Below are 21,504 nucleotides of genomic sequence, written 5' to 3'. Positions count from 1 at the left end.
CAACCGCTTGGGCCAAATAAGAAAAATCGTGCTGTGCCCTTGGCAATAAATAGGTGTTTCGCGTTGTTCCCGGGCATGCTTCGAAGCAGCCGTTCCCCGAGAGCAGCACGCGAAGGCAGTCGGAAGTCTATTTCCCAAACGCCAGCACGTGCAGGCCGAGCCGCTGTCGCACGATCCAGAACAGCAGCACCGTCTCGAAACTGAGCGAGATCGAGGTCGCGGCCGCCGCGCCATGGCCGCCGAAGCGCGGCACCAACGCGATGCAGAGCACCAGGTTCATCGCAAAGGCCAGCGCATAGGCCAGCGCGCAGATCTTCTGCTGGCCGAGCATGTTGAGCAGCCGTTCGACCGGGCCGATCGCGGCACGGACCACGAGGCCAATCGCGGCGACGAACATGATGTCGTAGCCGATCACGAATTGCGGCCCGAACAGCCAGAGCAGGGGCTTGCCGAGCGCGAGCAGCACGATGGTCGCCGCCAGCGACGGCCAGAACGTCCAGTTGATGGCATGCGCCACGTAAGCCGACAGCCGCGCCTTGTCGCCAGCCGCGTTGTATTCGGCGAAGCGATGCGCGGTCGTCGCCGACATCGCGTAGTGGATGAAGGAGACCAGCGCCAGCGTCTTCACCACGGCGAAATAGACGCCGACCTCGTCGGAGGGGCGGAATTGCTGAAGCACCAGCACGTCGGTATAGGACAGCAGCAAATAGAAGCTTTCGACCAGCAGGATCGGCAGCGACACGGCGAGCCAGCCGCCGACGTCGTAGGCCTTGGGGCCCGCCTCGATGTGATCGGCGAGCTTGCGGTTCAGCACCACCATCTGCCCGGTCATCGCGATCCACACCGCGCCTGCGCTCGCGATCATCGCGGCAACCGCGCCGAGATGATAGCCGAGCAGGAAGGCGCAAGCCGTGATGCCGATGATTAGTGTCTGGCGGATGATGAATTGCGGCATCAGGCCGAGTTGCATCCAGTCATGCGAACGGGCGATGCCGTCCTGGGTGTTGGCGACGACGAAAGCGGGCAGCGTCATGCAGCCGATGTAGAGCGGCAGCACTTCGGCGGGATCGATCCAGGGCGAGAGCAATTTGACGATGCCCGCGAGGCCGAGCGAGACCAGCGTGGAGGCGCAAAAGGTCAGCCAGCGGCTGCCCGAGAGAAAGCCGCGCAGCAGCGCATGCTCGCCACGGCTGCGGTATTCCGGAATGATCTTTTGCGCGGAGGCCGAGATGCCAAAGTCCATCATGCTGCCGAGCAGCAGCACCCAGGTCCAGACATAGACATAGACGCCGTAGTCCGACGTCCCCATCCAGCGCGCGAGCAGGACCTGCGAGAAATATGCAAGGCCGGCGCTGATCACGCGGATGAGGAAGATGGTGCCTGCCAGCCGCCGCGTCAGCGACGCTTCGCTCGACCCGCCCGTCAATTTGTCGCGCAGCCGCGCGATGAGGCCGGCAGGTCCGGTCGTTGCGGGTTCTGCATCCATCACGGCCAATTCGAAGGATCCCCGAGGCGCACACGAATGCTGCGGCAGACTTGCCGCAGTAGCCCTGGGGATTAGCAACCATTCGTTAAGATTCGGTTGGATCAAAGATGTCGTCCGGGCGAACGCCAGGACGACCACTCACTCCAGATTGGTATTGAACTCGTACGACTTCTCCGGTCCGACCAGCGTGAACTTCAGCGCTGCGCCGCCGGGCTGGGCGCCCGGCGGCAGGCCGTCGAGTTCGAAAGAAAATCGCTTCACGCCCGGTGGGCTGGGCTCGACCGGCGCCGGGATGGGCAGCGCCCAATCGGGCGTCGGACCTTCCACGAACAGACTGACGGTGCGCGCATCCGGAACGACCACGTCGACCACCACATTCTTGGGCCCATCACGCTTCACGTCGCGGATGGTGAGCGGATTGGGATCGCCGATGGCGGCAGGTTTGGGCACGGTGTCGAGCGCTGCACGCAAATTGGCGTCCTCGGTCGAGGCGACGCTGTTGAAGCCAAGCTCGGCGCGGGCCTCGACGGGAATGCAAAGCTTTTCGCACACCGCATAATTGATCTCGGCGCGCAACGTCACCGGCTTGTCGGCCGCCTTGGCGATGATGCGCAGGGGCAGCACGATCTGGTCGTGATAGCCGATCGAATGGCCGCCCGCGCCGTCGTCGAATTTCTGCGGGGCCGGCCACATCACCGTCACCGCTTCGACATTGTCGGACTTCGAGAAATCGAAGCGCGGCGGAACGCCGGAATCGCCCGGCATGCGCCAATAGGTTTTCCAGCCGGGCTGGATCTGGAAGGCGATACCGCCGAGCAGGACGGCGCCGCTGCGCGATCCTGCCAGCAACCGCACCGCGGAATGTCCGTCGCGCTGCCACGGCGATGCGTCGTCGGCATGGGCCGCAAGCGCCAGCGAGGACGCGAGCAGGGTTGTCGCGACGCCAATCGCCGCACGCCGGGGAACTCTTGTCAGCATGGTACGTCTTTACAGGGTCGCCCGGCGGCAAACCATTGAATTGCTTGTGATGGATGCACTTGAATCAAGTCCCTGAAAGCCTTGATTTGACAGCGGCCCGGCCCGACATCAGGATAGGAATTGAAACCGGAGTGCTTCACCGATGGCTCCCACAGGCAAGAGGACGGGCGAAAGCACCCGCAAGCCAGCCCCCGCGCTCCCGAGTTCGGCGGGCTACCTCGACGGCCAGCTGTTGATCGCCATGCCCGTGATGGGCGACGAGCGCTTCGAGCGCTCGGTGATCTATCTCTGCGCCCACTCCGCCGAAGGCGCGATGGGCATCATCGTCAACCATCCGGCCGGCAGCATCGACTTCCCCGAGCTGTTGCAGCAGCTCGGCATCATCAACAAGGGCGAGCACATCAAGCTGCCGGAGAATGCCGAAAGCATGAAGGTGCTGCGCGGCGGTCCGGTCGATACCGGCCGCGGCTTCGTGCTGCATTCCAGCGATTTCTACATCGAGAATGCGACGCTCCGGATCGACGACGGCGTCTGCCTCACCGCGACCGTCGACATCCTGCGCGCGATCGCCAACGGCTCCGGCCCCAAGCACGCCATCCTGGCGCTCGGCTATGCCGGCTGGGCGCCGGGCCAGCTCGAGACCGAGATCCAGAGCAATGGCTGGCTGCATTGCGACGCGGATTCGGATTTGATCTTCGGCGACGACGTCGACGAAAAATACGGACGCGCGCTGCGTAAGATCGGCATCGATCCTGGCATGCTCTCGAACGAGGCGGGGCACGCGTAGCGCCTCAGTGTCGTCCTGGCGAAGGTCAGGACCCATTACCCCAGGCTGCAATTGTTGAAGCAGGCTGGCAACCACCAGCCTTCGCCGAACTGGACATCGGTGGTAATGGGTCCTGGATCGGCGCTGCTTCGCTCGCTGGTCCAGGACGACTGGAGAACTACTCCGCCGCCTGCTGCTGCACCGTTGGCTCCGTGCCCGCCACCGTCGCGCGGCGCATGTCACGGGGCTGCGACTGGTCGTAGCGGCGGACGCGGTGCATGGTCTGGCGGTTGTCCCACATCACGAGGTCATGCAGCTTCCATTTGTGGACGTAGACGAACTCGCTTTGTGTGGCGTGCTCGTTGAGATCGCGCAGCAGCAGCCTTCCCTCGGGGACGCTCATGCCGACAATCTTGCCGGCATGCGATGAGAGATAGAGCGACTTGCGGCGATGGACCGGGTGGGTGCGCACGAGACGTTGCATCACCGGCTTGAACATCTCCTTCTCCTCGTCGGTGTATTCTGTGAAGCCCAGCGATCCCCGCGAATACATCAGCGAGTGCTCGCAGACGAGATCCTCGATCTCCGCCTTGGTCTCGTCGTCGAGCGCGTCATAGGCCGCCCGCATGTCGGCGAATTCGGTATTGCCGCCCTTCGGGTTGAGCACGCGGGCCGACAGCAGCGAGAATTTTGCCGGGATAGGGCGGAACGAGCTGTCGGAATGCCACAAGCAATTGCCGAGGTTGAACAGGTGCGCGCGGCTGTCCTTTGCCAGCGGCTTGCCGTCCTTGCCGAGATTGGAAACGTCGTTCAGGCCCGATTGGAGCCGGTAGTCCTTCTCCTTCGTGACCGTGCCGCCGCGCGCGTCCTCGCGCTGGCCGAAGTTTAGCGCAAAGGCCATCTGCTGTTCGTCGGTGATGTCCTGGTCGTGGAACACCAGCACTGCATATTTGTCCATGGCGGCTTCGATCTCGCGCGCCTCGGCCTCGGTGAGAGGTTGCCGCAGGTCGAGGCCCGAGACCTCGCCGACAAAATGTTTGTGAAGCTGCCGGATGGCGATCGTCATGACGTTTCTCCCGCGAACCGCGAGCGGTTGGTCCCGCTCTGTCGAGGAAAAAGTTACTCCCGTAACAAGCGATGTCAACGCTGGGCGCGCATAGCTGCCCGTAGCCCGGATGGAGCGAAGCGTAATCCGGGGAGTCTTCCTGCGATGTGAGAACCCCGGATTGCGCTGCGCTCCATCCAGGCTACGCACCTTTGGTGCCGCTTACGCGTTGCGCGCCATCAGGCCGCCGTCGACAGGGATGACCGCGCCGGTGAGGAAGGACGCTGCCGGCAGGCACAGGCTCAGCGTCATGTGCGCGACCTCTTCCGGATCACCGTAGCGGCCGAGTGCCGTGCGGCGCTTGGCGTAGATGGTCTTGTGCTCTTCCGAGATCCGGTCGGTGATGGCGGTGCGGATCGGCCCCGGGCAAATGCAGTTGACGGTGATGCCCTCGCGGCCAAGCTCCACCGCGAGCGAGCGGGTGAGGCTGGCGACGCCGCCCTTCGCCGCCGAATAGGGGCCGTGCAATGCGGTGGCGCCGAGCGCCTCGGTCGAGGCGATGTTGACGATGCGCGGGCTCTTCGACTTGCGCAAGTGAGGCAGCGCGGCGCGGATGATGCGCGGATGCGCCGTCAGCATCACCGCGAGGCCCTTGGCCCAGGCTTCCTCATAGGCGTCGTCGTCGATCGCGACGCGCACGGAGATGCCGGCATTGTTGACGATGATGTCGAGTCCACCGAAATGTGCAGCGACGTCGCCGACCACGCGCTTGATCTTATCGCCGTCGGCAACGTCGAGCTTCCAGGCTTTCGCGGCGCCGCCGCTTGCCACGATCTCCTTCGCGACGGCCAGCGCGCCCTGCTCGTCATAATCGGTGACGGCAACGTTCGCGCCCTCAGTGGCAAACACGCGCGCCGTCGCGCGTCCCATGCCGCTGGCCGCGCCGGTAACGAGAACGGTCAGGCCCTTCACGGACCGGCTGAGTTGTTTGAAATCGGCCATGCTGTTTCCTCTGAGCCCTGCTTGTTCTTGTTGTGATTGACAAGGCTGTCATCGATCCGCAGACAGGTCAAACAAGCAAGACAATGAGGGAGGCCAGCGATGACGAACGAGCTCGATTTCTCAGGCAAGCAGGTGCTGGTTGTCGGCGGATCCAGCGGCATCGGCAACGGCATTGCGCAAGCCTTTCGCGTCAGGGGCGCGCAGGTTGCGGTCTGCGGCACGCGTGCTCACGCGAAGGAATATTCGCAAGCTGAAGGCTCGGATCTCACCGGTCTTTCCTATGCGCAGCTCGACGTCGGCAATGCCGGAGCGGTCGAAGCGTTCAAGCCGTCGTTCGATCGGCTCGATATCCTGGTGCTCGCACAGGGCGCGGTGCTCTATCGCCGCGGCGAGTTCGAGATGGCGGGCTTTCGCAAGGTCGTCGAGGTCAATTTGATGAGCCTGATGGCCTGCGCCACGCGCTTCCATCCCATGTTGCGGGACGCGCGGGGATCGCTGATTATGGTGTCCTCGACCGCGGCCTATCATTCCACCATGGGCAATCCCGCTTACAACGCGTCGAAGACCGGCGCGGTCGGACTAACGCGGACGCTGGGCGAGGCCTGGGCCGAAGATGACATCCGCGTCAACGGCATCGCGCCCGGTCTGGTCGACACCAAGATGACGAAGGTGACGACCGACAATCCCAAGCGGCTCGAAGGTGCACTTTCACGCATTCCGCTGCGGCGATTGGGCACCCCGGCTGACATGGCGGGCGCGGCGCTGTTCCTGGCATCGCCGCTGTCGTCCTACATCATCGGCCAGACATTGGTCGTCGACGGCGGGCTGATTCTCTGAGTCCAATTTCAAGTCAGATGGAACTGCGCCGCTCCTGATCGGTTACTTGGGCTGACCCCCGAGGAGGAGCATCATGGATAAGGATCGGATTGTCGGATCGGCCAAGGAATTCGCCGGACGCGCGGAAGGCGCTATCGGAGATTTGGCTAGCGATACGCAGACACAGGCGTCCGGCAAGGCACGCGAAGCCGCCGGCAGTGTGCAGAATCTTTACGGCCAGGCCAAGGATGCCGTACGTGACGCCACGGACACCGCGGCAAGCTATGCCAAGGACGCCTACGACAAGCCGGCCGAAACCTTGCGTGACGGCTCGCAGGCGATTGCCCAGAAGGTGCAGGACAACCCGATGGGCGCGCTGCTGGTCGCCGGCGGCATCGGCTTTGCACTGGCACTGCTGATGGCGCGGCCTTCGCGCCGCCCGCCGCCGCGCTGGCGCTACTAGGCTAAAGCCAACGCGCGATAAGCATCAGGGCCCCGGACGCAGCGCGGCGCGTACGCCGCGTTGCCGAGCCGGGGCCCATTCTTTTTGTGACTGTCGGACGAGCTGGGTCCCGGCTCTGCGCAGCAGCGTTTCACGCTGCAGCGCGTCCGGGACACGAGAGCTCAGCTTAGAAAATTATCGGAACACTTCCGCCGATCGCCCGACGTTGCCAGGCGGACGCGGGATCGCAGGGTTGGGATTCGGATTGCGCGGCGCCGGCGCCAATTGACGCGGCGGGGGCGGCGGCGAGCCAAAGCCGAAGAAATCGCGCATCGATGGCGCTGCCTGTGCCGGTTGCTGCGGCGCCGGTGGCTTCTTCGGCGCAAGCTTTGGCGGGGCGATCGCCGCGGCCGCACCCGGCGTACCGCCATCGGGTGTCGTCGTGGCGACCGGCGTATCGCCCTTGGCCTGCTCGCGGCCGACTTCGCGGCGCGGCCAGGCATAATCGTCGGCGCGGCCGGCGGGCGCAGCCAGTGGCTCGCCCTTCACCATCGTCTTCGCAGCGAGCGCATCGACGGCGGCAGGACGTGAGCCCGGCCCACCCAGCAATTGATCGGTCGAGATCGAGGCCGCAACCAGCGGCACGATCGGACCGGCCAGCGGCCGCGGCGCGGGCTTGCCGGGTTCGGCACTGGTGTCGGGGGTCGCCGGTTCGCTCGGCAGCGCGATCGGGCCGGAGCGCCCGGCGAGCAGGCGGGTGATCTCGCGCTCGACATAGTGGGCGAGCTTGCGCGCGCCGGGTTTCGTGAAATAGACGCCGTCACCGCTGCGGAGCTGACGGATCTGGCCTTCGAAGTCCGGGCCCTTCTGCAAGAAGCGGCCGGCTTCGTCGACAAAGCCGTCCCAGACGTCGACATAGGTGATGCCGGCCTTGGCCGCGCCTTCGCGATAGAGCGAATCCAGGAACAGCATGTCCGCGGTGCCCTTGGGGCCACGGATGGCGGGCAGGCCGACCCAGAGCACCGGCACGCCCTTGGACTTGAGGACGTTGGCGAGCTCCTCGATCTTCTTGCCGTAGAGCTCGACCCAGCGCTCGTCGCGGAATTCGTAGAGGCCGTTCGGGTTGCGCGCGGTCTTCTCGGGCGCGGCGACCGCCGGTGCGTCAGCGTTGTCGGCATCATCCTGCGGCAGGTCGGCATCGGCCGGCTTGTCATCCGGCTTCGCGGCGGTGTCGCCGGGCTTGGCATCGCCAGGCTTGGCCGGTGGTTTGCCGCGCGCGCCCTTGTCGTTCTTCTTGTCCTTGTCCGTCGCCTTGTCCGATTTATCGGGTGCTGCCGCCTCGCGGATCGCGATGCGGTCGTTGAGGCCGAGCATCACCACGATCACGTCGGGCTTCTCGGTCTCGAGAATGCCTTTCGCAGCAGCGGTCCAGTCCGAGGGCTCGCCCTTGGGCTGGTACTTGATTAGGCCCGACGTGGTCTTGTGCTTGCGGATCACGCCCATGTCGGGCTGCTCGGTGTAGGCGTCCTCCAGGCCGTAGGCGAGCCAGTCAGCCATGGCGTCGCCGATCACCAGCACGTTCCTGTCGGGAATGGTGTCGCGCTTGGCCGGCGCCGGTGCGCGCGAAAAATCCTGGCGCGGCGCTTGCGGCTGTTGCTGCTGGAACGGCGCGAAGAAGTCGCCGCCGAACCATCCGCCGCCTCCGCCTCCGCCGTTGCGCGGCGGCGGCGGAGCCGAGCGCTGCGGCGGGCCGCCGAAGCCGGGGAAGTTGAAGAACTGCGCCGAGGCGGGTCCCGCGACCGACACCAGAATCGCAAGCGCCGTCCCCAGCGCGATCAGCGGGCCGGTCTCGGTCAGCACCTTGAACAGGGACTTCTTCGACATGCGATCTCGGCACGTGCAATAGGGATCAGGACAGGCTCGATATAATAACGGAATCGGGCGCCAAACGGGCAGATTCTCTTTCAGATTCTCTTCAGATCCTTGAGATTCTGGGCCCAGATTCTCGGCCCAGAATTATTGGCCCATACACGGCGAACCGCCGCCCCGGTCAAGACTGCCGGCCAAAATCCCTGTTCAGGGTTACTTTCGGCGCGATTTTACTGCCCCCGCAGCCGATTCAGCGCGTCGGAGGAGGCAAATCCATCCGCGGGGACCCCGATCGAGGCCTGGAAGTTGCGCAGGGCTTCCCGGGTCTGGCCGCCGAACTGGCCGTCGGGGGTGCCCCTGTAGAAGCCGCGCTGGGCCAGCAGCTGCTGGAGTTCCAGCCGCTCGGTCCGGGACAGCTCCCGTTCCTGCCGCGGCCAGGGCTGAACGAACGGCTGGCCGCCGCGGAGGCGATCGGCGAAATGGCCAATCGCCAGCGCATAGGCCTCGGCCGGGTTGTACTTCATGATGACCCGGAAGTTCTGCAGCATCAGGAAGCCGGGCCCTTGGGCACCGGCCGGCGCCAGCAGATAGGCCTTCTCGGCTGGATGCGGGAAGGGCTGGTTGGTCGGGCGCTTGAGGCCGAGCTTCTCCCACTGCGCTACCGTCATCGCCTTGGCGCGGTCGGCCAGCATGTAGTTGAAGCCTTGGGGCACCACGACCTCGTAGCCCCAGGTCTGGCCGGCCTGCCAGCCGTCCTTCTTCAGATTGTTGGCGGTCGACGCAATCAGGTCGGAGGGATTGTCGACGACGTCACGCCGGCCGTCGCCGTCGCCGTCCACGGCAAAGCGCTTGAACGCGGTCGGCATGAACTGGGTCGGGCCGAAGGCGCCGGCCCAGGAGCCGCGCAATTGTTCGGGCCTGAGATCGCCGCGGTTGAGGATCTCCAGCGCGGAGAGGAATTCGTCCTTGAAGTAAGCCTGGCGGCGGCCGATGCAGGCGAGCGTCGCGGTCGATTGCAGCACGCTGCGGTCGCCCATCTGCGTCGAGTAGTTGGACTCGATGCCCCAGATCGAGGCGATGACATAACGATCGACGCCGGTGGCTTTTTCGGTGGCCTCGAACTGCGCCTTGTATTTGGCCAGGACCTCGCGGCCCTTGGCGAGGCGGTTGTCGTTCACGAGGATGTCGAGATAATCCCAAATCGACTTGGTGAACTCGGGCTGCGAATCCATCAGGTCCATGATGCGCAGATCGGGCGCGAGGCCTTCAGTGAAGCGCTGGAAATTTTCCTGCGTGATGTTGCGCCGTGCGGCATCGGGCCACATGCCTGCGACGCAATTGTTGAAGTTACCCGCGGCCTCTCGGATCGCGGCGGCTGTCATCAGCGGATGCCCGGAGGCGCCATCCTCGCCGGTCCAAGGTTGAACTCCCGTTTGAGCGCCGCTGGGCCCGGGCGCTGCTGGCGAAGGCGCCTGGTTCGGGCCGGAGAAAATACCGCCGAACAGATTGGACAAACCGTTCTGAGCCTGCGCGCTGGCGGGAAGTGGGAACAGCAGGGCGGTCGCAATCATCGTCGCACCGGTCACGGACCCGCCCCGTTTTGCCAGCCCTGCCATTGATTGCATCATGTCCACACCTGTCCGGCCAAAATCCGCCATCAGGAGGCCTGGTTACGGTTGCCAACAGCTTAACAAAGGTGAAATTTTGATGGTGGCCTTTTTCTTAACTCTGTGAGGATGAGGCCCCACATCCGCCTTTGTTGGCGGCTGCAAACAAGCTAGCAAGATGCCATTGCTCCCTTCACGTGTTCCTCAGGTATTCGATCAATCCCATGAAAATCCGCAAAGCCGTATTTCCCGTTGCCGGCCTCGGCACCCGCGTCCTGCCCGCCACCAAGGCGATGCCGAAGGAAATGCTGACGATCGTCGACAAGCCGCTGATCCAGTACGTCTATGACGAGGCCCGGGAAGCCGGCATCGAGCACTTCATCTTTGTCACCGGCCGCAACAAAAGTGTCATCGAAGATCATTTCGACCGGATGTTCGAGCTCGATGCGACGCTGGCCGCGCGCGGCAAGAAGACCGAGCAGGACGTTCTGGCGCAGAACCAGCCGGAGGCCGGCGCCGTCAGCTTCACCCGCCAGCAGGCGCCGCTCGGCCTCGGTCACGCGGTCTGGTGCGCACGCGACATCGTCGGCAACGAGCCGTTCGCGGTCGTGCTGCCGGACGAGCTCGTGCTCAATTCGCCCGGCTGCCTGAAGCAGATGATCGACACCGCCAGCAAGCTCGGCGAAAAATCCAATGTCATCGCGGTCGAGGCGGTGCCCGACCATCTGACCCATCAATACGGCATCTGCGGCGTCGGCAAACGCACCGGCAAGATGTTCGAGGTCGACGGCATGGTCGAGAAGCCGGCCAAGGGCACCGCGCCCTCCAACCTCTCGATCACCGGCCGCTACATCCTGCAGCCGGAGATCTTCAAGATCCTGGAGACCCAGGAGCGCGGCGCCGGCGGAGAGATCCAGCTCACCGATGCCATGATCGGCCTCGCCAGATCGCAAAGCTTCTACGGCGTCGAGTTCGAGGGCGAGCGCCATGATTGCGGCTCCAAGCCCGGCTTCCTCCGCGCCAACATCGCCTACGGCCTGAAGCGGCCGGAGCTGCGTGACGGGCTCATTGCGGAAATGAAGAAGTATTTGGGGCAGTAGCGCTCCGCTCGTCATTGCGAGGAGCGAAGCGACGAAGCAATCCAGGCTGTCTTCGCGGAGACAGTCTGGATTGCTTCGCTTCGCTCGCAATGACGGAACGAAACCCTCACGCCACCAGCGACAGCTTCGGCAAGCTTGCGACCACCGACTGGTTGCGGCCGCCGGCTTTTGCGGCGTAGAGCGCCTTGTCGGCGGCGGCGACCAGGATCGGCCAGTCCATGCCGGTGGTGGGAACGAGGCTCGCGATGCCGCAGGACACCGTCGAGCTCGTGTGGTCGTCGGACCATCCCTGCACCTTGGCGCGGATCGTCTCGGCCACCAGGAGGGCGTCCGTGACCGAGGTGCCCGGCAGCAGCACGGCGAATTCCTCACCGCCATAGCGCGCGGCGCAGTCGCCGGCGCGGCTCACCGAATCGGAAATGCAGATGGCGATGCCGACCAGCACCTGGTCGCCGGCCTGGTGGCCGAACGTGTCGTTGTAGGCCTTGAAGTGATCGGCATCGATCATCAAGAGCGCGATCGGCGTCTGCTGCCGCATCGCGCGGCGCCATTCGACGTCGATCACCTGGTCGAACTTGCGGCGGTTCTTCAGGCCGGTGAGCGCGTCGGTCGTCGCCATCTCCTCGAGCTTGCGCTCGGCCTCGGCGCGCCGGCCGATCTCGCGCGCGAGCACCAGCGTCGATGCCAGCATGAACAGGCTGAGCGCCACGACCACGGCGCCGATGCGGTAGGCTTCCCTCTGCCAGAGCTCGAACACGGTGTTCAGTGGCTTACCTGCCACCACGAATAGCGGGCTGGTCCCACCGCTGCGGACATAGAGCCGCGGCGTGCCGTCGATCGGCCCCTGTCCGGCGAATGCGCTGCCGACCTTCAGATTTTCGGCCTTCCAGACCGGCCGGTCGGCCAGATTCGTGCCGATCACGTCGAGATCAAACGGCCGCCGCATCATGACGGTACGGTCGCGCCTGAGCACGGTGATGGTATCGTCGGGATCGAGGCTCAGCCGCTCGAACAATTCGTGGAAATAGCTGAAGCGGATCGATCCGGCGACGACGCCGAGAAAGCCGCCGTCGGTATCGCTGATGCGCCGGCTCAGCACGATCGAATAAGCGCCGCGGAACAGCATGGGACGGCTGATGAAGAGCCCGGCTTGCGGATTGTCCCGATGGGCCTTGAAGTAATCCTCGTCGCCCCGGTTCACGACAACGGGATCGAGCGTCGAGGCGTCAATGGTCAACCGGCCGTCGGCGTCGAACACCTGGATCGCGCCGAAATGCCTCGCCGTGGTCGAATGGTCGAACAGGATGAGGTGACGGATCGGCTTCGAGACCGTGGCGATTTCCGGCAGCAGCATGTTGCTGGCGACCGCCTTAAGGGCCAGATCGTAGATCTCGATGTTGCGGCTGACGTCGGACTCGATGGTCGTCGCCAGGTTTTCCAGCGTCTGGCGGGCGAGCGCCTCCTCGCCGCGGCGCATGTCCAGCATGACGTTGACGCAAATGGCGGAAAAGCCGATCACCGTCACCACGGACGAGATGATCAGCAGCTTCGCCGAAAGCCGCCATGGCCGGCGGGCCGTGACGTCGCGCCATCGAGACAACATCGTTTGCTCCCGACACCAGTGAATGCGCCCGAAAGCTTGAGTAGTGTTTAAGCCGGGACGGCGCTGCCGGAATGAGTTAAAAATTGGTTTCCGCGGCTCACGTTTTTGGGCAAAGCGAAGCTTCGACCAGCGAAGAGGACAGCGGTGAACGACTACGACGCGTTGCGCGATTATCTGATGCGGCAGAAGCAGGCGGAATTCGTGCTGACCTATGAACAGATCGAAGAGATTATCGGCGCGGCCCTGCCGCGCGCGGCGAATCGTGCCTCATGGTGGGACAGCCTGCGCAGCCCGGATATCCAGATGCCGCAACGCGAAGCCTGCCTGGCCGCGGGTTTCAAGGCGATGCGGATGCCGGACGGTGCGAGCGTGCGGTTCACCAAGCTGAAGAGTGACCGGCGCAGGCCTGGGTGAGGCGAAGGGAAAGTCAGCTCGCCGCTTCCAGGCGCACTTCCGTGAGCAGGCGCATCGCGGCGTCGGCATCCATGGGTTCGCCAAAGGCAAACCCTTGCGCGTATTCGCAGCCCATCTGGTAGAGCTCGACCGCGTCGGAATCGGTCTCGGCACCTTCGGCGACCACGGCCATGCCGAGGTCGTGCGCGAGCGCGATGATGGACTTCAGGATCACCGGGCGGGTGCCGCGGTTGGTGGTGCGCACGAAGGACTGGTCGATCTTGATGGTGTCGAACGGGAAGCGCTGCAGATAGGCCAGCGACGAATGGCCGGTGCCGAAATCGTCGAGCGACAGCCCGGTGCCGAGTTCGCGGATGCGCGTCAGCATCTGCGCCGCGTGCTCCGGATTCTCCATCACCAGCGATTCCGTCAGCTCCAGCTTCAGCGTGCCGCGCGCGACCGAGGAGCGCGACAGCACGGTGCGGATGTCGTGGATCAGATCGTGGCGCAGCAATTGGCGCGAGGAGACGTTGACCGATGCGAAGATCGGCTCGCGCGAGCGCATCGCGCGCTGCCAGATCGAGAGCTGCTTGGCGGTCTGGTCGAGCACGAACATGCCGAGGTCGATGATCAGGCCGGTCTCTTCCGCGATGGTGATGAATTCCGAGGGCGCCATGCGTCCGAGCTTGGGATGATCCCAGCGCACCAGCGCCTCGAAGCCGGCGACCGAACGGTCTTCAAGCCGCACGATCGGCTGGTACAGGATCGTGAGCTCCTGCCGCTCGATGGCGCGGCGCAGTTCGCTCTCCAGCGTCAGCCGGTCGGTTTTTCGCGCGCGCATCGCGGACTTGTAGACGTCGATGCGGTCGCCGCCGATGCGCTTGGAGTGATACATCGCGAGCTCGGCGTCCTTGATGATCTCGTCCGTGAGCTGAACTTGCGGATCGGACAAGGCGAGGCCGATCGAGGCCGTGAGAAAGATTTCGCGTTCGTTGAAGGCGATCGGCGCGCGGATGGTCTTGCGGATGGTCTCGGCGAAGGCGGTGATGCGGGCGGGGTCCTGCTCCGAGAGCAGGATCAAGCCGAACTGGTCGCCCGCGAGCCGCGCCAGCGTATCCTGCGGCTTCAGGATGCGGGTGAGGCGGCGGGCCAGCGTCAGCAGGATGGAATCGCCGACCGCGATGCCGACGGAATCGTTGACCTGCTTGAAGCGGTCGAGGTCGATCACCATCAGCGTCGGCCGCAGCGTCGGCATGGTCTTGGCGAAATGCGCGACGGCGCCGAGCCGGTCCATGAACAGCTTGCGGTTGGGCAGGCCGGTGAGATTGTCATGCACCGAATCGTGCAGCAGGCGCTCCTCGGCGTTGCGCAGCTCGGTGACGTCGGTGAGGGTGCCGACCACGCGCGAGACCTCGCCGTCGGAGCCGACCACCGGGCGCGCCTTCAGCGCGAACCACATGAAGTGACCGTCCGGCGTGCGCAGGCGGAAATCCTGCACCAAGCGGCCGCGGCGCTGGTCGAGCACGCTGTCGAGCGCGGCGCGGAAACGGTCCTGGTCGAGCGGGTGCAGCACTTCGAGCCAGGAGGCGGCCGGGCCTTCCAGCGTGCCGCGCTTGAGGCCGAGCAGGGCCTCGGTCTCAGGGCTGGTAAAGACCTTGTCGGCGGACACGTCCCAGTCCCAGATCAAATCGCCGGAACCGGCCAGCGCCAGCGCGCGGCGCTCGATGTCGGAGACGACGCCGGTGGTGGCGCCGCCGCCGGCGAACGCATGCTGCATCACCGTGAAGCCGATCAGCATCACGATCAGCACGAGGCCGCCGAGCAGCGCAGGGCCGACGATGTCGTTGGTGACGGAGCCTGCGACCGTCATGCCGGCCGCGACCACCCAGACCACCAGCAGGAACCAGGTCGGGATCAGCAGCACAGCGCGGTCGAAGCCGTGGGTGGAGAGATAGACGATCAGCGCGAAGCCGGCGAAGGCAATCAGCACCAGCGATATGCGCGCGATGCCGGAGGCCACCGCAGGGTCGAACAGGGCCAGCGCCACCAGTGATCCCAGGAACGCGAGCCAGCCCACGGTGATGTGGGAATAGCGCACGTGCCATCGACTGAGATTGAGATAGGCGAACAGGAACACCAGCAGCGTCGCCGCCAGGATCGCCTCACCCGCCGCGCGCCAGATGCGCTCGGCGTTGTTCGACATGTCGAGCACCTTGCCCCAGAAGCCGAAATCGACGCCGATATAGACCAACACCGCCCAAGCCAGCGCCGCGGCGGCCGGGAACATGATGCTGCCCTTGACCACGAACAGGATTGTCAGCACCAGCGCCAGCAAGCCGGAGATGCCGATCACGATGCCCTGGTACAGCGTGAACGAGTTGACCTTGTCCTTGTAGGATTCCGGCTCCCACAGATAGAGCTGCGGCAGCTTGTCGGTGCGCAGCTCCGCGACGAAGGTGACGACCGCGCCGGGATCGAGGGTGACGCGGAAGACGTCGGCGGTCGGGCTCTCCTGCCGCTCCGGCCGGTCGCCGGTCGAGGGCGTGATGGTCGCGATGCGCGACAGCCCGAGGTCGGGCCACAGCAGCCCCGAGGAGACGATACGGTAATGCGGAGCGACGATCAGGCGGTCGAGCTGGTCGTCGGTGTTGTTGGCGAGCGCGAACACCACCCAGTTCTGGCCGCCTTCGCGGGCGCGCACCTCGATGCGGCGGACGATGCCGTCGGTGCCGGGCGCGGTCGAGACCTGGATGCGGTCGGCGTCGCTGCGCTGATGCTCGAGCACGCCGGTGAGGTCGATCGCGGGCGCGTCACCGCGGACGCTGACAGCGTCCAGCGCGCGCGCCGGGAACGCGCAGACGAGAATCATGAGGCCCAGCGCTATGGGCGCGAGGCACCTGATCAGACGCAAGGTCAGTTCTCCGCGTTCGACGCAAACTCTTCGGTGCAGGCTCTTCGGTGCACGGCGTTTTCCGAACGGAACAAGGTGGTTCGGTGCGTCGCGATAGATGCCACGAAAGCAAGGAAAATCAAAGGGTTTCCGGCTTGCCCTGTGGGCCGTTGGCCTAGACCTCCAACACAATTTTGCCAATATGTGCCGAGGTTTCCATCCGCCGGTGCGCGTCGGATGCCTTTTCCAGCGGGAAAGTGCTGTCCATCAGCGGCTTGACGCGGCCTTCGCGCAAAAGCGGCATCACTTTCGCCTCGATCGCGGCCACCATCGCCGCCTTGTCCGCATTACTACGGGGGCGCAGCGTCGAGCCGGTATGGGTCAGGCGCTTCACCATCACCTTGGCGATGTTGACGGTGACCTTGGGCCCGTTGAGGGTCGCGATCTGCACGATGCGGCCGTCGAGCGCTGCGGCGTCATAGTTGCGATCGACATAGTCGCCGGCGACCATGTCGAGGATCAGATTGGCGCCGGCATTGTTGGTCTCCGCCTTGACCACGGCGACGAAGTCTTCGGTCTTGTAGTTGATGGCACGATCCGCGCCGAGCTTGAGGCAGGCATCGATCTTGTCCTGCGATCCCACGGTGACGATCACCTTGGCGCCGAAAGCTTTTGCGAGCTGGATCGCCATGGTGCCGATGCCGGAAGAGCCGCCGTGGATCAGCAGCGTCTCGCCGGCCTTCAGGGCGCCGCGCTCGAACACATTGTGCCAGACCGTCATCAGTGTTTCCGGCAGTGCGCCGGCTTCCTTGATCGACAGCGACGGCGGCACGCTCATCGCCTGACCGTCCTGCGCGATGCAGTACTGCGCATAACCGCCACCGGCGACCAGCGACATCACCTTGTCACCGATCTTGTGCCGCTTGGCGTTGCTGCCGACGGCCACCACTTCGCCGGCGATTTCGAGGCCGGGCAGGTCGCTGGCGCCGGGCGGCGGCGGATAGGCGCCGGAGCGCTGCGCGACATCGGGCCGGTTGACGCCGGCGGCCTGCACCTTGACCAGGATCTCGTCGGGGCCGGGCTGCGGCAGCGCCCGTTGTTCCGGCACCAGCACCTCCGGTCCGCCGGGTTTCGAGATGGCGACCACGGTCATTTGCGCGGGCAGCTTGTCCATGATGTGTCCTTGAGCAAAGGTGCGGGATGGAACGAGGCCATTGCTTAGCCAGCGCGGTGCAGGCTGGCAACCGCCTCAGCCGCTTGTGAGGCGAACGCAGGAGGAACCAGGATGGCGATGGAAGACGACGACCGCCCGCGCAAGAAGATCAGCCATGACATCGGACAGGATCTCTCACTCTTGTCGGTGGAGGAACTGACCGACCGCATCGCGCTTCTCAAGGGCGAGATCGCAAGATTGGAAGAAGCCGCAACAAAGAAGCGCGCCTCGCGTGATGCGGCCAACAGCGTTTTCAAGAAGTAGCGGATTGGAAGAGGAGCGCCAGCCACTTCCACGGCGTCATGGCCGGGCACGTCCGAAGGACGGCGTCGCTTCCGCTCGCCTATGTCCCGGCCATCACGTTCTTGATCTTTCGCCGAAGGAGAGGACGTGGAAGCCCGGGCATGACGGGCAGTTTGTTCCGCGGGCCCACTCGGCCACTGACCGACATGGCTAACGAACCCTCAAGATAATCGCTCGTTTACTCCACATTAAGCTTTCGAGTTTATGACTGGGAACTGTCCTCGTTTGGACACCGAGTGGCTCCTGTCCACTCTGTTTGACGCCTCCCTGTTATCAACTTTCAAAGCCGCCGGTTTTCCGGCGGCTCTTTTTTTGCGCCCAGCTCCGCCTTTTTGCGTCTCGCCGCGGTTGAATTCCGGGCAAAGACCCGCGGAAACCATATCCGCGCTTGTCACTGGACTCGGCGTCTCGCCCGCGCAATGATTTGTTCATCATAAGCCGGTGCCAAAGCCGGGCGTCAGACAGTTGCGTAAGGGGCGTTAACCATGGAACGTTTGCAAGCCGAAGGCGCTCTCGTTCAACTCAGCGAGCGGTTCACCAATTCTGCGGCGTTCGGCGTCCTCTTCCGCGAGGGCATGGACTTGGTCGAGGAGACCGCCGCCTATCTCGATGGCGCCGGCCGCACCGAGGCCAAGGCGCTCGATCGTGCCGTCAGCCTCACCTATGCGACCGAGAGCATGCGTCTGACCACCCGCCTGATGCAGCTCGCCTCGTGGCTGCTGCTGCACCGCGCCGTGAAGGAAGGCGAGATGACGCTGGGCCAGGCCAATCGCGAAAAGACCAAGGTCAAGCTCTCCGCCGCCGATCCCGGCTCAACCGACACCATCGAGAAGCTGCCGTCGCAGCTCCAGGACCTGATCCATCGCTCGATGAGCCTTCAGACCCGCGTGCGCCGCCTGGACAACACCATCCACACCCCGCCGGTCGATCATTCCTCGATCGGCAACCCGCTGGTGCCGCATCTCAACGCGTTGAAGGCGGCGTTCGAGCGGTAAGCTCCCGTCATCGCGACGAGCGCCCCCAAAACAAAAAACGCCTCCGGCTCTCCGGGGGCGTTTTCGTCTCCAGCCTCGAGGGGCCGGATCAATCCTTTTTGAGAAAGCCCGAAAACTTCTTCTGGAAGCGCGAGACGCGGCCGCCGCGATCCAGCAGCTGCGCGTTGCCGCCGGTCCAGGCCGGGTGCGACTTGGGGTCGATGTCGAGGTTCAGCGTGTCGCCTTCCTTGCCCCAGGTGGAGCGGGTCAGGTACTCGGTTCCGTCGGTCATCACGACCTTAATCGTATGATAGTTCGGGTGAATTTCGGCTTTCATGGCAATTCCTCGGCGCCCCGGCGCCTCACTTGAGTGGCTATCGAATGACGGATTTGGCGGGGTCTATACCCCACGGGCCCCTGTAAAACAAGCCATTGCAAGCCTTTTGAGGGCCTTAGCGGGCCGGGCTGCCCCCTAAGGGACTTCCCGGATTTGCCACTCCCGCTCGCCCGGCCTATTTGGGACGGACCACCTTCTCTTTGTCTTTTGGTCGGATCTCATGAGCGCAGTAGAACGGCTTGAAACCGGGCCCGCGGAAGCCCCGTCGATCGAGGCCGACCTGATCGAGGCGCCGGCGAAGAGCCGCGCGAAGCTGCGGCCGCTGTTGGCGCTCGCGCCCTATGTCGCCCGCTATCGCGGCCGGGCGGCGCTGGCCTTTGTCGCGCTGACGATCGCGGCGCTGACCACCCTGCTGGTGCCGGTCGCGGTGCGCAGGATGATCGATTTCGGCCTGACGCCTGAGGGCATCGAGCTGATCAACAGTTACTTCTCGGTGATGATCGCCGTCGTCGCCGTGCTCGCGCTGGCGAGTGCCGCGCGCTACTACCTCGTAATGACGATCGGCGAGCGCATCGTCGCCGATCTCAGGCGCGACGTCTTCGCCCATCTGCTCTCGCTGTCGCCGGCCTTCTTCGATTCCGCGCGCAGCGGCGAGCTGGTGTCGCGCCTCACCGCCGACACCACGCAGATCAAATCCTCCGTTGGCGCCTCGGTCTCGATCGCGCTGCGCAATCTGATGATGTTCTTCGGTGCCGCGGCGATGATGGTGATCACCAGCCCGCGTCTGTCGGGATTCGTGCTGCTGGCGATTCCCCTGATCGTGCTGCCGCTGGTCGCCTTCGGGCGCTGGGTGCGGCGGCTGTCGCGCAACGCGCAGGACACGCTGGCCGAGGCCTCCGCCTATGCGAGCGAGCTGGTCGGTGCGATCCGTACCGTGCAGGCCTATACCAGCGAGAGCCTCGCCGAGAGGCGCTTCGGCGGCGAGGTCGAGCAGGCCTATGAAGCCGCGCGCACCTCCACGCAGGCGCGTGCCGTGCTCACCGCCATCATCATCTTCATCGTGTTCGCAAGCGTGGTCGCGATCCTCTGGATCGGTTCGCACGACGTGCTGACCGGCACCATCACGCCGGGCCGGCTCGGCCAGTTCGTGCTCTATGCGGCCTTCGCCGCGGCCGGCCTCGGCCAGCTCAGCGAAGTCTGGGGCGAGATCTCGGCGGCATCAGGCGCTGCCGAGCGCCTGTTCGAGATCCTGCATGTGCAGCCCGACATCACCGCGCCCGCGTCGCCGCGCGCGCTGCCGGTGCCGGCGCGCGGCGAAGTCGGCTTCGACCAGGTCAGCTTCGCCTATCCGGCGCGGCGCGACGTCAATGTGCTCGATGCCGTGTCGTTCGCCGTGCGTCCCGGCGAGAAGGTCGCGATCGTCGGTCCGTCCGGCGCCGGCAAGAGCACGATCTTTCATCTCTTGTTGCGCTTCTACGATCCGCGCAGCGGCGCGATCTCGCTCGACGGCGTGCCGGTCAAATCCGCCGATCCCCGTGAATTCCGTTCGCGCATTGCGCTGGTGCCGCAGGAATCCAACGTGTTCGCGGCCAGTGCCCGCGACAACATCCGCTTCGGCCGGCCCGATGCCACCGATGCCGAGGTCGAGCGCGCGGCCGAGCTGGCGCACGCCGCCGAGTTCATCCGCCGCCTGCCCGAAGGTTTCGACACCCCGCTCGGCGAGCGCGGCGTGACGCTGTCCGGCGGCCAGCGCCAGCGCATCGCGATTGCGCGCGCGATCCTGCGCGATGCGCCGCTGCTGCTTCTGGACGAAGCCACCTCCGCGCTCGATGCCGAAAGCGAGACGTTGGTGCAGACCGCGCTGGAAGAGCTGATGCGCCACCGCACCACGCTCGTCATCGCGCACCGCCTCGCAACCGTCTTGTCGTGCGACCGCATCTTGGTGATGGACCAGGGCCGGATCGTCGAGCAGGGCACGCATGCGGAGCTCGTCGCTGCGAACGGGCTCTATGCCAGGCTGGCGAGGTTGCAGTTCGAGGGGGCGTGAGGCGAGGTAGTCTGGACTGCCGCTTCATTCAGGCTGTCATCCCCCCGCGCAGGCGGGCGATCCAGTACTCCGAGACGGAAGTGATCAAGCGATAAGCCGCGGCGTACTGGATTCCCCGCCTTCGCGGGGAATGACAGCGGAGCTTTTGGCGAGAGCGTCGCACCACGTGGTCTCCCTTCGTAGCCGGGTCGATAGCGGACATTTGTCGATCTGATCGGCTGCGCGATTCGAATCGGCCACATCGTAAGGTGATCGATGGAAGCGGCGCTGCTGGCTGTCGCAGAACATGGGCGTCGTCGTTTTGATGAGTTTCGGAATGCTCGTCGTTGGCTTCCGGAATTTCGGACAGCGTTGGCGCGCCCGGAGGGAGTGGACGGCCGCGGCTGCTGAAGCTAGGGTTCGGGCCGACCCAGGAGACGCCAAATGCCTTATTCGACAGCCGACCAGACCCGAGGCGAGCGCAACGGCAAGCTTGTCGCCGACGTCTTCTGCGCGCTCTTGCTTGCTACCTTTTCCGTGGTCTTCTTCGGTTGGCTCGGCGGTCTGGCCGCCTTCATTGTCGTCGAAAGTTGCCTGCTCGCAATCGATTGGGTGGTTCCTAGCAAGAACGATGCGGCAGGCGTTGTTCGTTGA

General features: G+C 64.8%; 19 protein-coding genes. 9 read left to right on the top strand and 10 right to left on the bottom strand.

Translation table 11 applies throughout. The features are described from left to right. Window positions 1–127: 127 nt before the first annotated feature. Both IVB50_RS02515 and IVB50_RS02510 read right to left on the bottom strand, forming a co-directional pair. A complete protein-coding gene (locus IVB50_RS02515; RefSeq protein ID WP_018454638.1) occupies window positions 128–1,486 on the bottom strand; it encodes a flippase in 1,359 nt (452 codons plus the stop codon). A 138-nt stretch (window positions 1,487–1,624) separates the two neighbouring features. Next, window positions 1,625–2,464: a protein-disulfide reductase DsbD domain-containing protein gene (locus IVB50_RS02510; protein ID WP_018454637.1), complete on the bottom strand. Its 840-nt coding sequence runs from the start codon at window positions 2,462–2,464 to the stop codon at window positions 1,625–1,627. A 142-nt stretch (window positions 2,465–2,606) separates the two neighbouring features. Between IVB50_RS02510 and IVB50_RS02505 the strand changes: the two genes are divergently transcribed. Continuing rightward, window positions 2,607–3,251, top strand: coding sequence for a YqgE/AlgH family protein (locus tag IVB50_RS02505; protein ID WP_018454636.1), 645 nt, complete (start codon window positions 2,607–2,609; stop codon window positions 3,249–3,251). 157 nt (window positions 3,252–3,408) lie between these two features. On the opposite strand, the gene IVB50_RS02500 is transcribed toward IVB50_RS02505, so the two are convergent. Continuing rightward, the gene (locus IVB50_RS02500; RefSeq protein WP_018454635.1) at window positions 3,409–4,296 is read right to left on the bottom strand and encodes a TauD/TfdA family dioxygenase; all 888 of its coding nucleotides are present in this window, start codon (window positions 4,294–4,296) and stop codon (window positions 3,409–3,411) included. Window positions 4,297–4,497: 201 nt separating this feature from the next. Further along, entirely contained in the window at window positions 4,498–5,277 is a 780-nt protein-coding gene (locus tag IVB50_RS02495; protein WP_018454634.1) for an SDR family NAD(P)-dependent oxidoreductase, read from the bottom strand. A 99-nt stretch (window positions 5,278–5,376) separates the two neighbouring features. On the opposite strand from IVB50_RS02495, the gene IVB50_RS02490 reads away from it, so the two are divergent. Next, window positions 5,377–6,114 (top strand): SDR family oxidoreductase, encoded by a 738-nt coding sequence (locus IVB50_RS02490; protein WP_018454633.1) that lies wholly within the window; start codon window positions 5,377–5,379, stop codon window positions 6,112–6,114. A 73-nt stretch (window positions 6,115–6,187) separates the two neighbouring features. Then, window positions 6,188–6,556, top strand: coding sequence for a CsbD family protein (locus IVB50_RS02485; protein WP_018454632.1), 369 nt, complete (start codon window positions 6,188–6,190; stop codon window positions 6,554–6,556). 174 nt (window positions 6,557–6,730) lie between these two features. Here IVB50_RS02485 and IVB50_RS02480 read toward each other — a convergent pair whose 3' ends face one another. Together IVB50_RS02480 and IVB50_RS02475 are read right to left on the bottom strand one after the other, a co-directional pair. Next, window positions 6,731–8,419: an SGNH family hydrolase gene (locus IVB50_RS02480; protein ID WP_018454631.1), complete on the bottom strand. Its 1,689-nt coding sequence runs from the start codon at window positions 8,417–8,419 to the stop codon at window positions 6,731–6,733. 215 nt (window positions 8,420–8,634) lie between these two features. Beyond that, window positions 8,635–10,032, bottom strand: a complete 1,398-nt coding sequence (locus tag IVB50_RS02475; RefSeq protein ID WP_198293349.1) for a lytic murein transglycosylase — start codon at window positions 10,030–10,032, stop codon at window positions 8,635–8,637. A 203-nt stretch (window positions 10,033–10,235) separates the two neighbouring features. Here IVB50_RS02475 and IVB50_RS02470 point away from each other — a divergent pair, with 203 nt between their 5' ends. Further along, on the top strand, window positions 10,236–11,111 hold the full coding sequence (locus IVB50_RS02470) for a UTP--glucose-1-phosphate uridylyltransferase (RefSeq protein ID WP_026232775.1): 876 nt from the start codon (window positions 10,236–10,238) through the stop codon (window positions 11,109–11,111). A gap of 106 nt (window positions 11,112–11,217) precedes the next feature. On the opposite strand, the gene IVB50_RS02465 is transcribed toward IVB50_RS02470, so the two are convergent. Continuing rightward, window positions 11,218–12,714 carry a diguanylate cyclase gene (locus tag IVB50_RS02465; RefSeq protein ID WP_247294148.1) on the bottom strand — a complete coding sequence of 499 codons (1,497 nt, stop codon included), beginning with the start codon at window positions 12,712–12,714 and terminating at the stop codon, window positions 11,218–11,220. A gap of 144 nt (window positions 12,715–12,858) precedes the next feature. Here IVB50_RS02465 and IVB50_RS02460 point away from each other — a divergent pair, with 144 nt between their 5' ends. Continuing rightward, window positions 12,859–13,128 carry a hypothetical protein gene (locus IVB50_RS02460; protein ID WP_018454627.1) on the top strand — a complete coding sequence of 90 codons (270 nt, stop codon included), beginning with the start codon at window positions 12,859–12,861 and terminating at the stop codon, window positions 13,126–13,128. Window positions 13,129–13,141: 13 nt separating this feature from the next. Here IVB50_RS02460 and IVB50_RS02455 read toward each other — a convergent pair whose 3' ends face one another. Further along, window positions 13,142–16,018, bottom strand: a complete 2,877-nt coding sequence (locus IVB50_RS02455; RefSeq protein ID WP_247294146.1) for an EAL domain-containing protein — start codon at window positions 16,016–16,018, stop codon at window positions 13,142–13,144. A 154-nt stretch (window positions 16,019–16,172) separates the two neighbouring features. Beyond that, window positions 16,173–17,171, bottom strand: a complete 999-nt coding sequence (locus IVB50_RS02450) for an NAD(P)H-quinone oxidoreductase (RefSeq protein WP_018454625.1) — start codon at window positions 17,169–17,171, stop codon at window positions 16,173–16,175. A gap of 111 nt (window positions 17,172–17,282) precedes the next feature. Between IVB50_RS02450 and IVB50_RS02445 the strand changes: the two genes are divergently transcribed. Both IVB50_RS02445 and IVB50_RS02440 read left to right on the top strand, forming a co-directional pair. Beyond that, the gene (locus tag IVB50_RS02445; protein WP_018454624.1) at window positions 17,283–17,474 is read left to right on the top strand and encodes a DUF1192 domain-containing protein; all 192 of its coding nucleotides are present in this window, start codon (window positions 17,283–17,285) and stop codon (window positions 17,472–17,474) included. Between the two features lie 524 nt (window positions 17,475–17,998). Continuing rightward, on the top strand, window positions 17,999–18,508 hold the full coding sequence (locus tag IVB50_RS02440) for a DUF1465 family protein (protein ID WP_018454623.1): 510 nt from the start codon (window positions 17,999–18,001) through the stop codon (window positions 18,506–18,508). A gap of 88 nt (window positions 18,509–18,596) precedes the next feature. On the opposite strand, the gene rpmE is transcribed toward IVB50_RS02440, so the two are convergent. Beyond that, the gene (gene rpmE, locus IVB50_RS02435) at window positions 18,597–18,824 is read right to left on the bottom strand and encodes a 50S ribosomal protein L31 (RefSeq protein ID WP_018454622.1); all 228 of its coding nucleotides are present in this window, start codon (window positions 18,822–18,824) and stop codon (window positions 18,597–18,599) included. A 220-nt stretch (window positions 18,825–19,044) separates the two neighbouring features. Between rpmE and IVB50_RS02430 the strand changes: the two genes are divergently transcribed. Both IVB50_RS02430 and IVB50_RS02425 read left to right on the top strand, forming a co-directional pair. Next, window positions 19,045–20,871 carry an ABC transporter ATP-binding protein/permease gene (locus IVB50_RS02430; RefSeq protein WP_018454621.1) on the top strand — a complete coding sequence of 609 codons (1,827 nt, stop codon included), beginning with the start codon at window positions 19,045–19,047 and terminating at the stop codon, window positions 20,869–20,871. Window positions 20,872–21,294: 423 nt separating this feature from the next. Next, a complete protein-coding gene (locus IVB50_RS02425) occupies window positions 21,295–21,504 on the top strand; it encodes a hypothetical protein (RefSeq protein WP_018454620.1) in 210 nt (69 codons plus the stop codon).

It is taken from the genome of Bradyrhizobium sp. 87 (assembly GCF_023073015.1).
GTDB classification, from domain to species: Bacteria; Pseudomonadota; Alphaproteobacteria; order Rhizobiales; family Xanthobacteraceae; genus Bradyrhizobium; species Bradyrhizobium canariense_D.
Note: the sequence above shows the minus strand (reverse complement) of the source record. Positions and strands in the feature narration are given on the sequence as shown.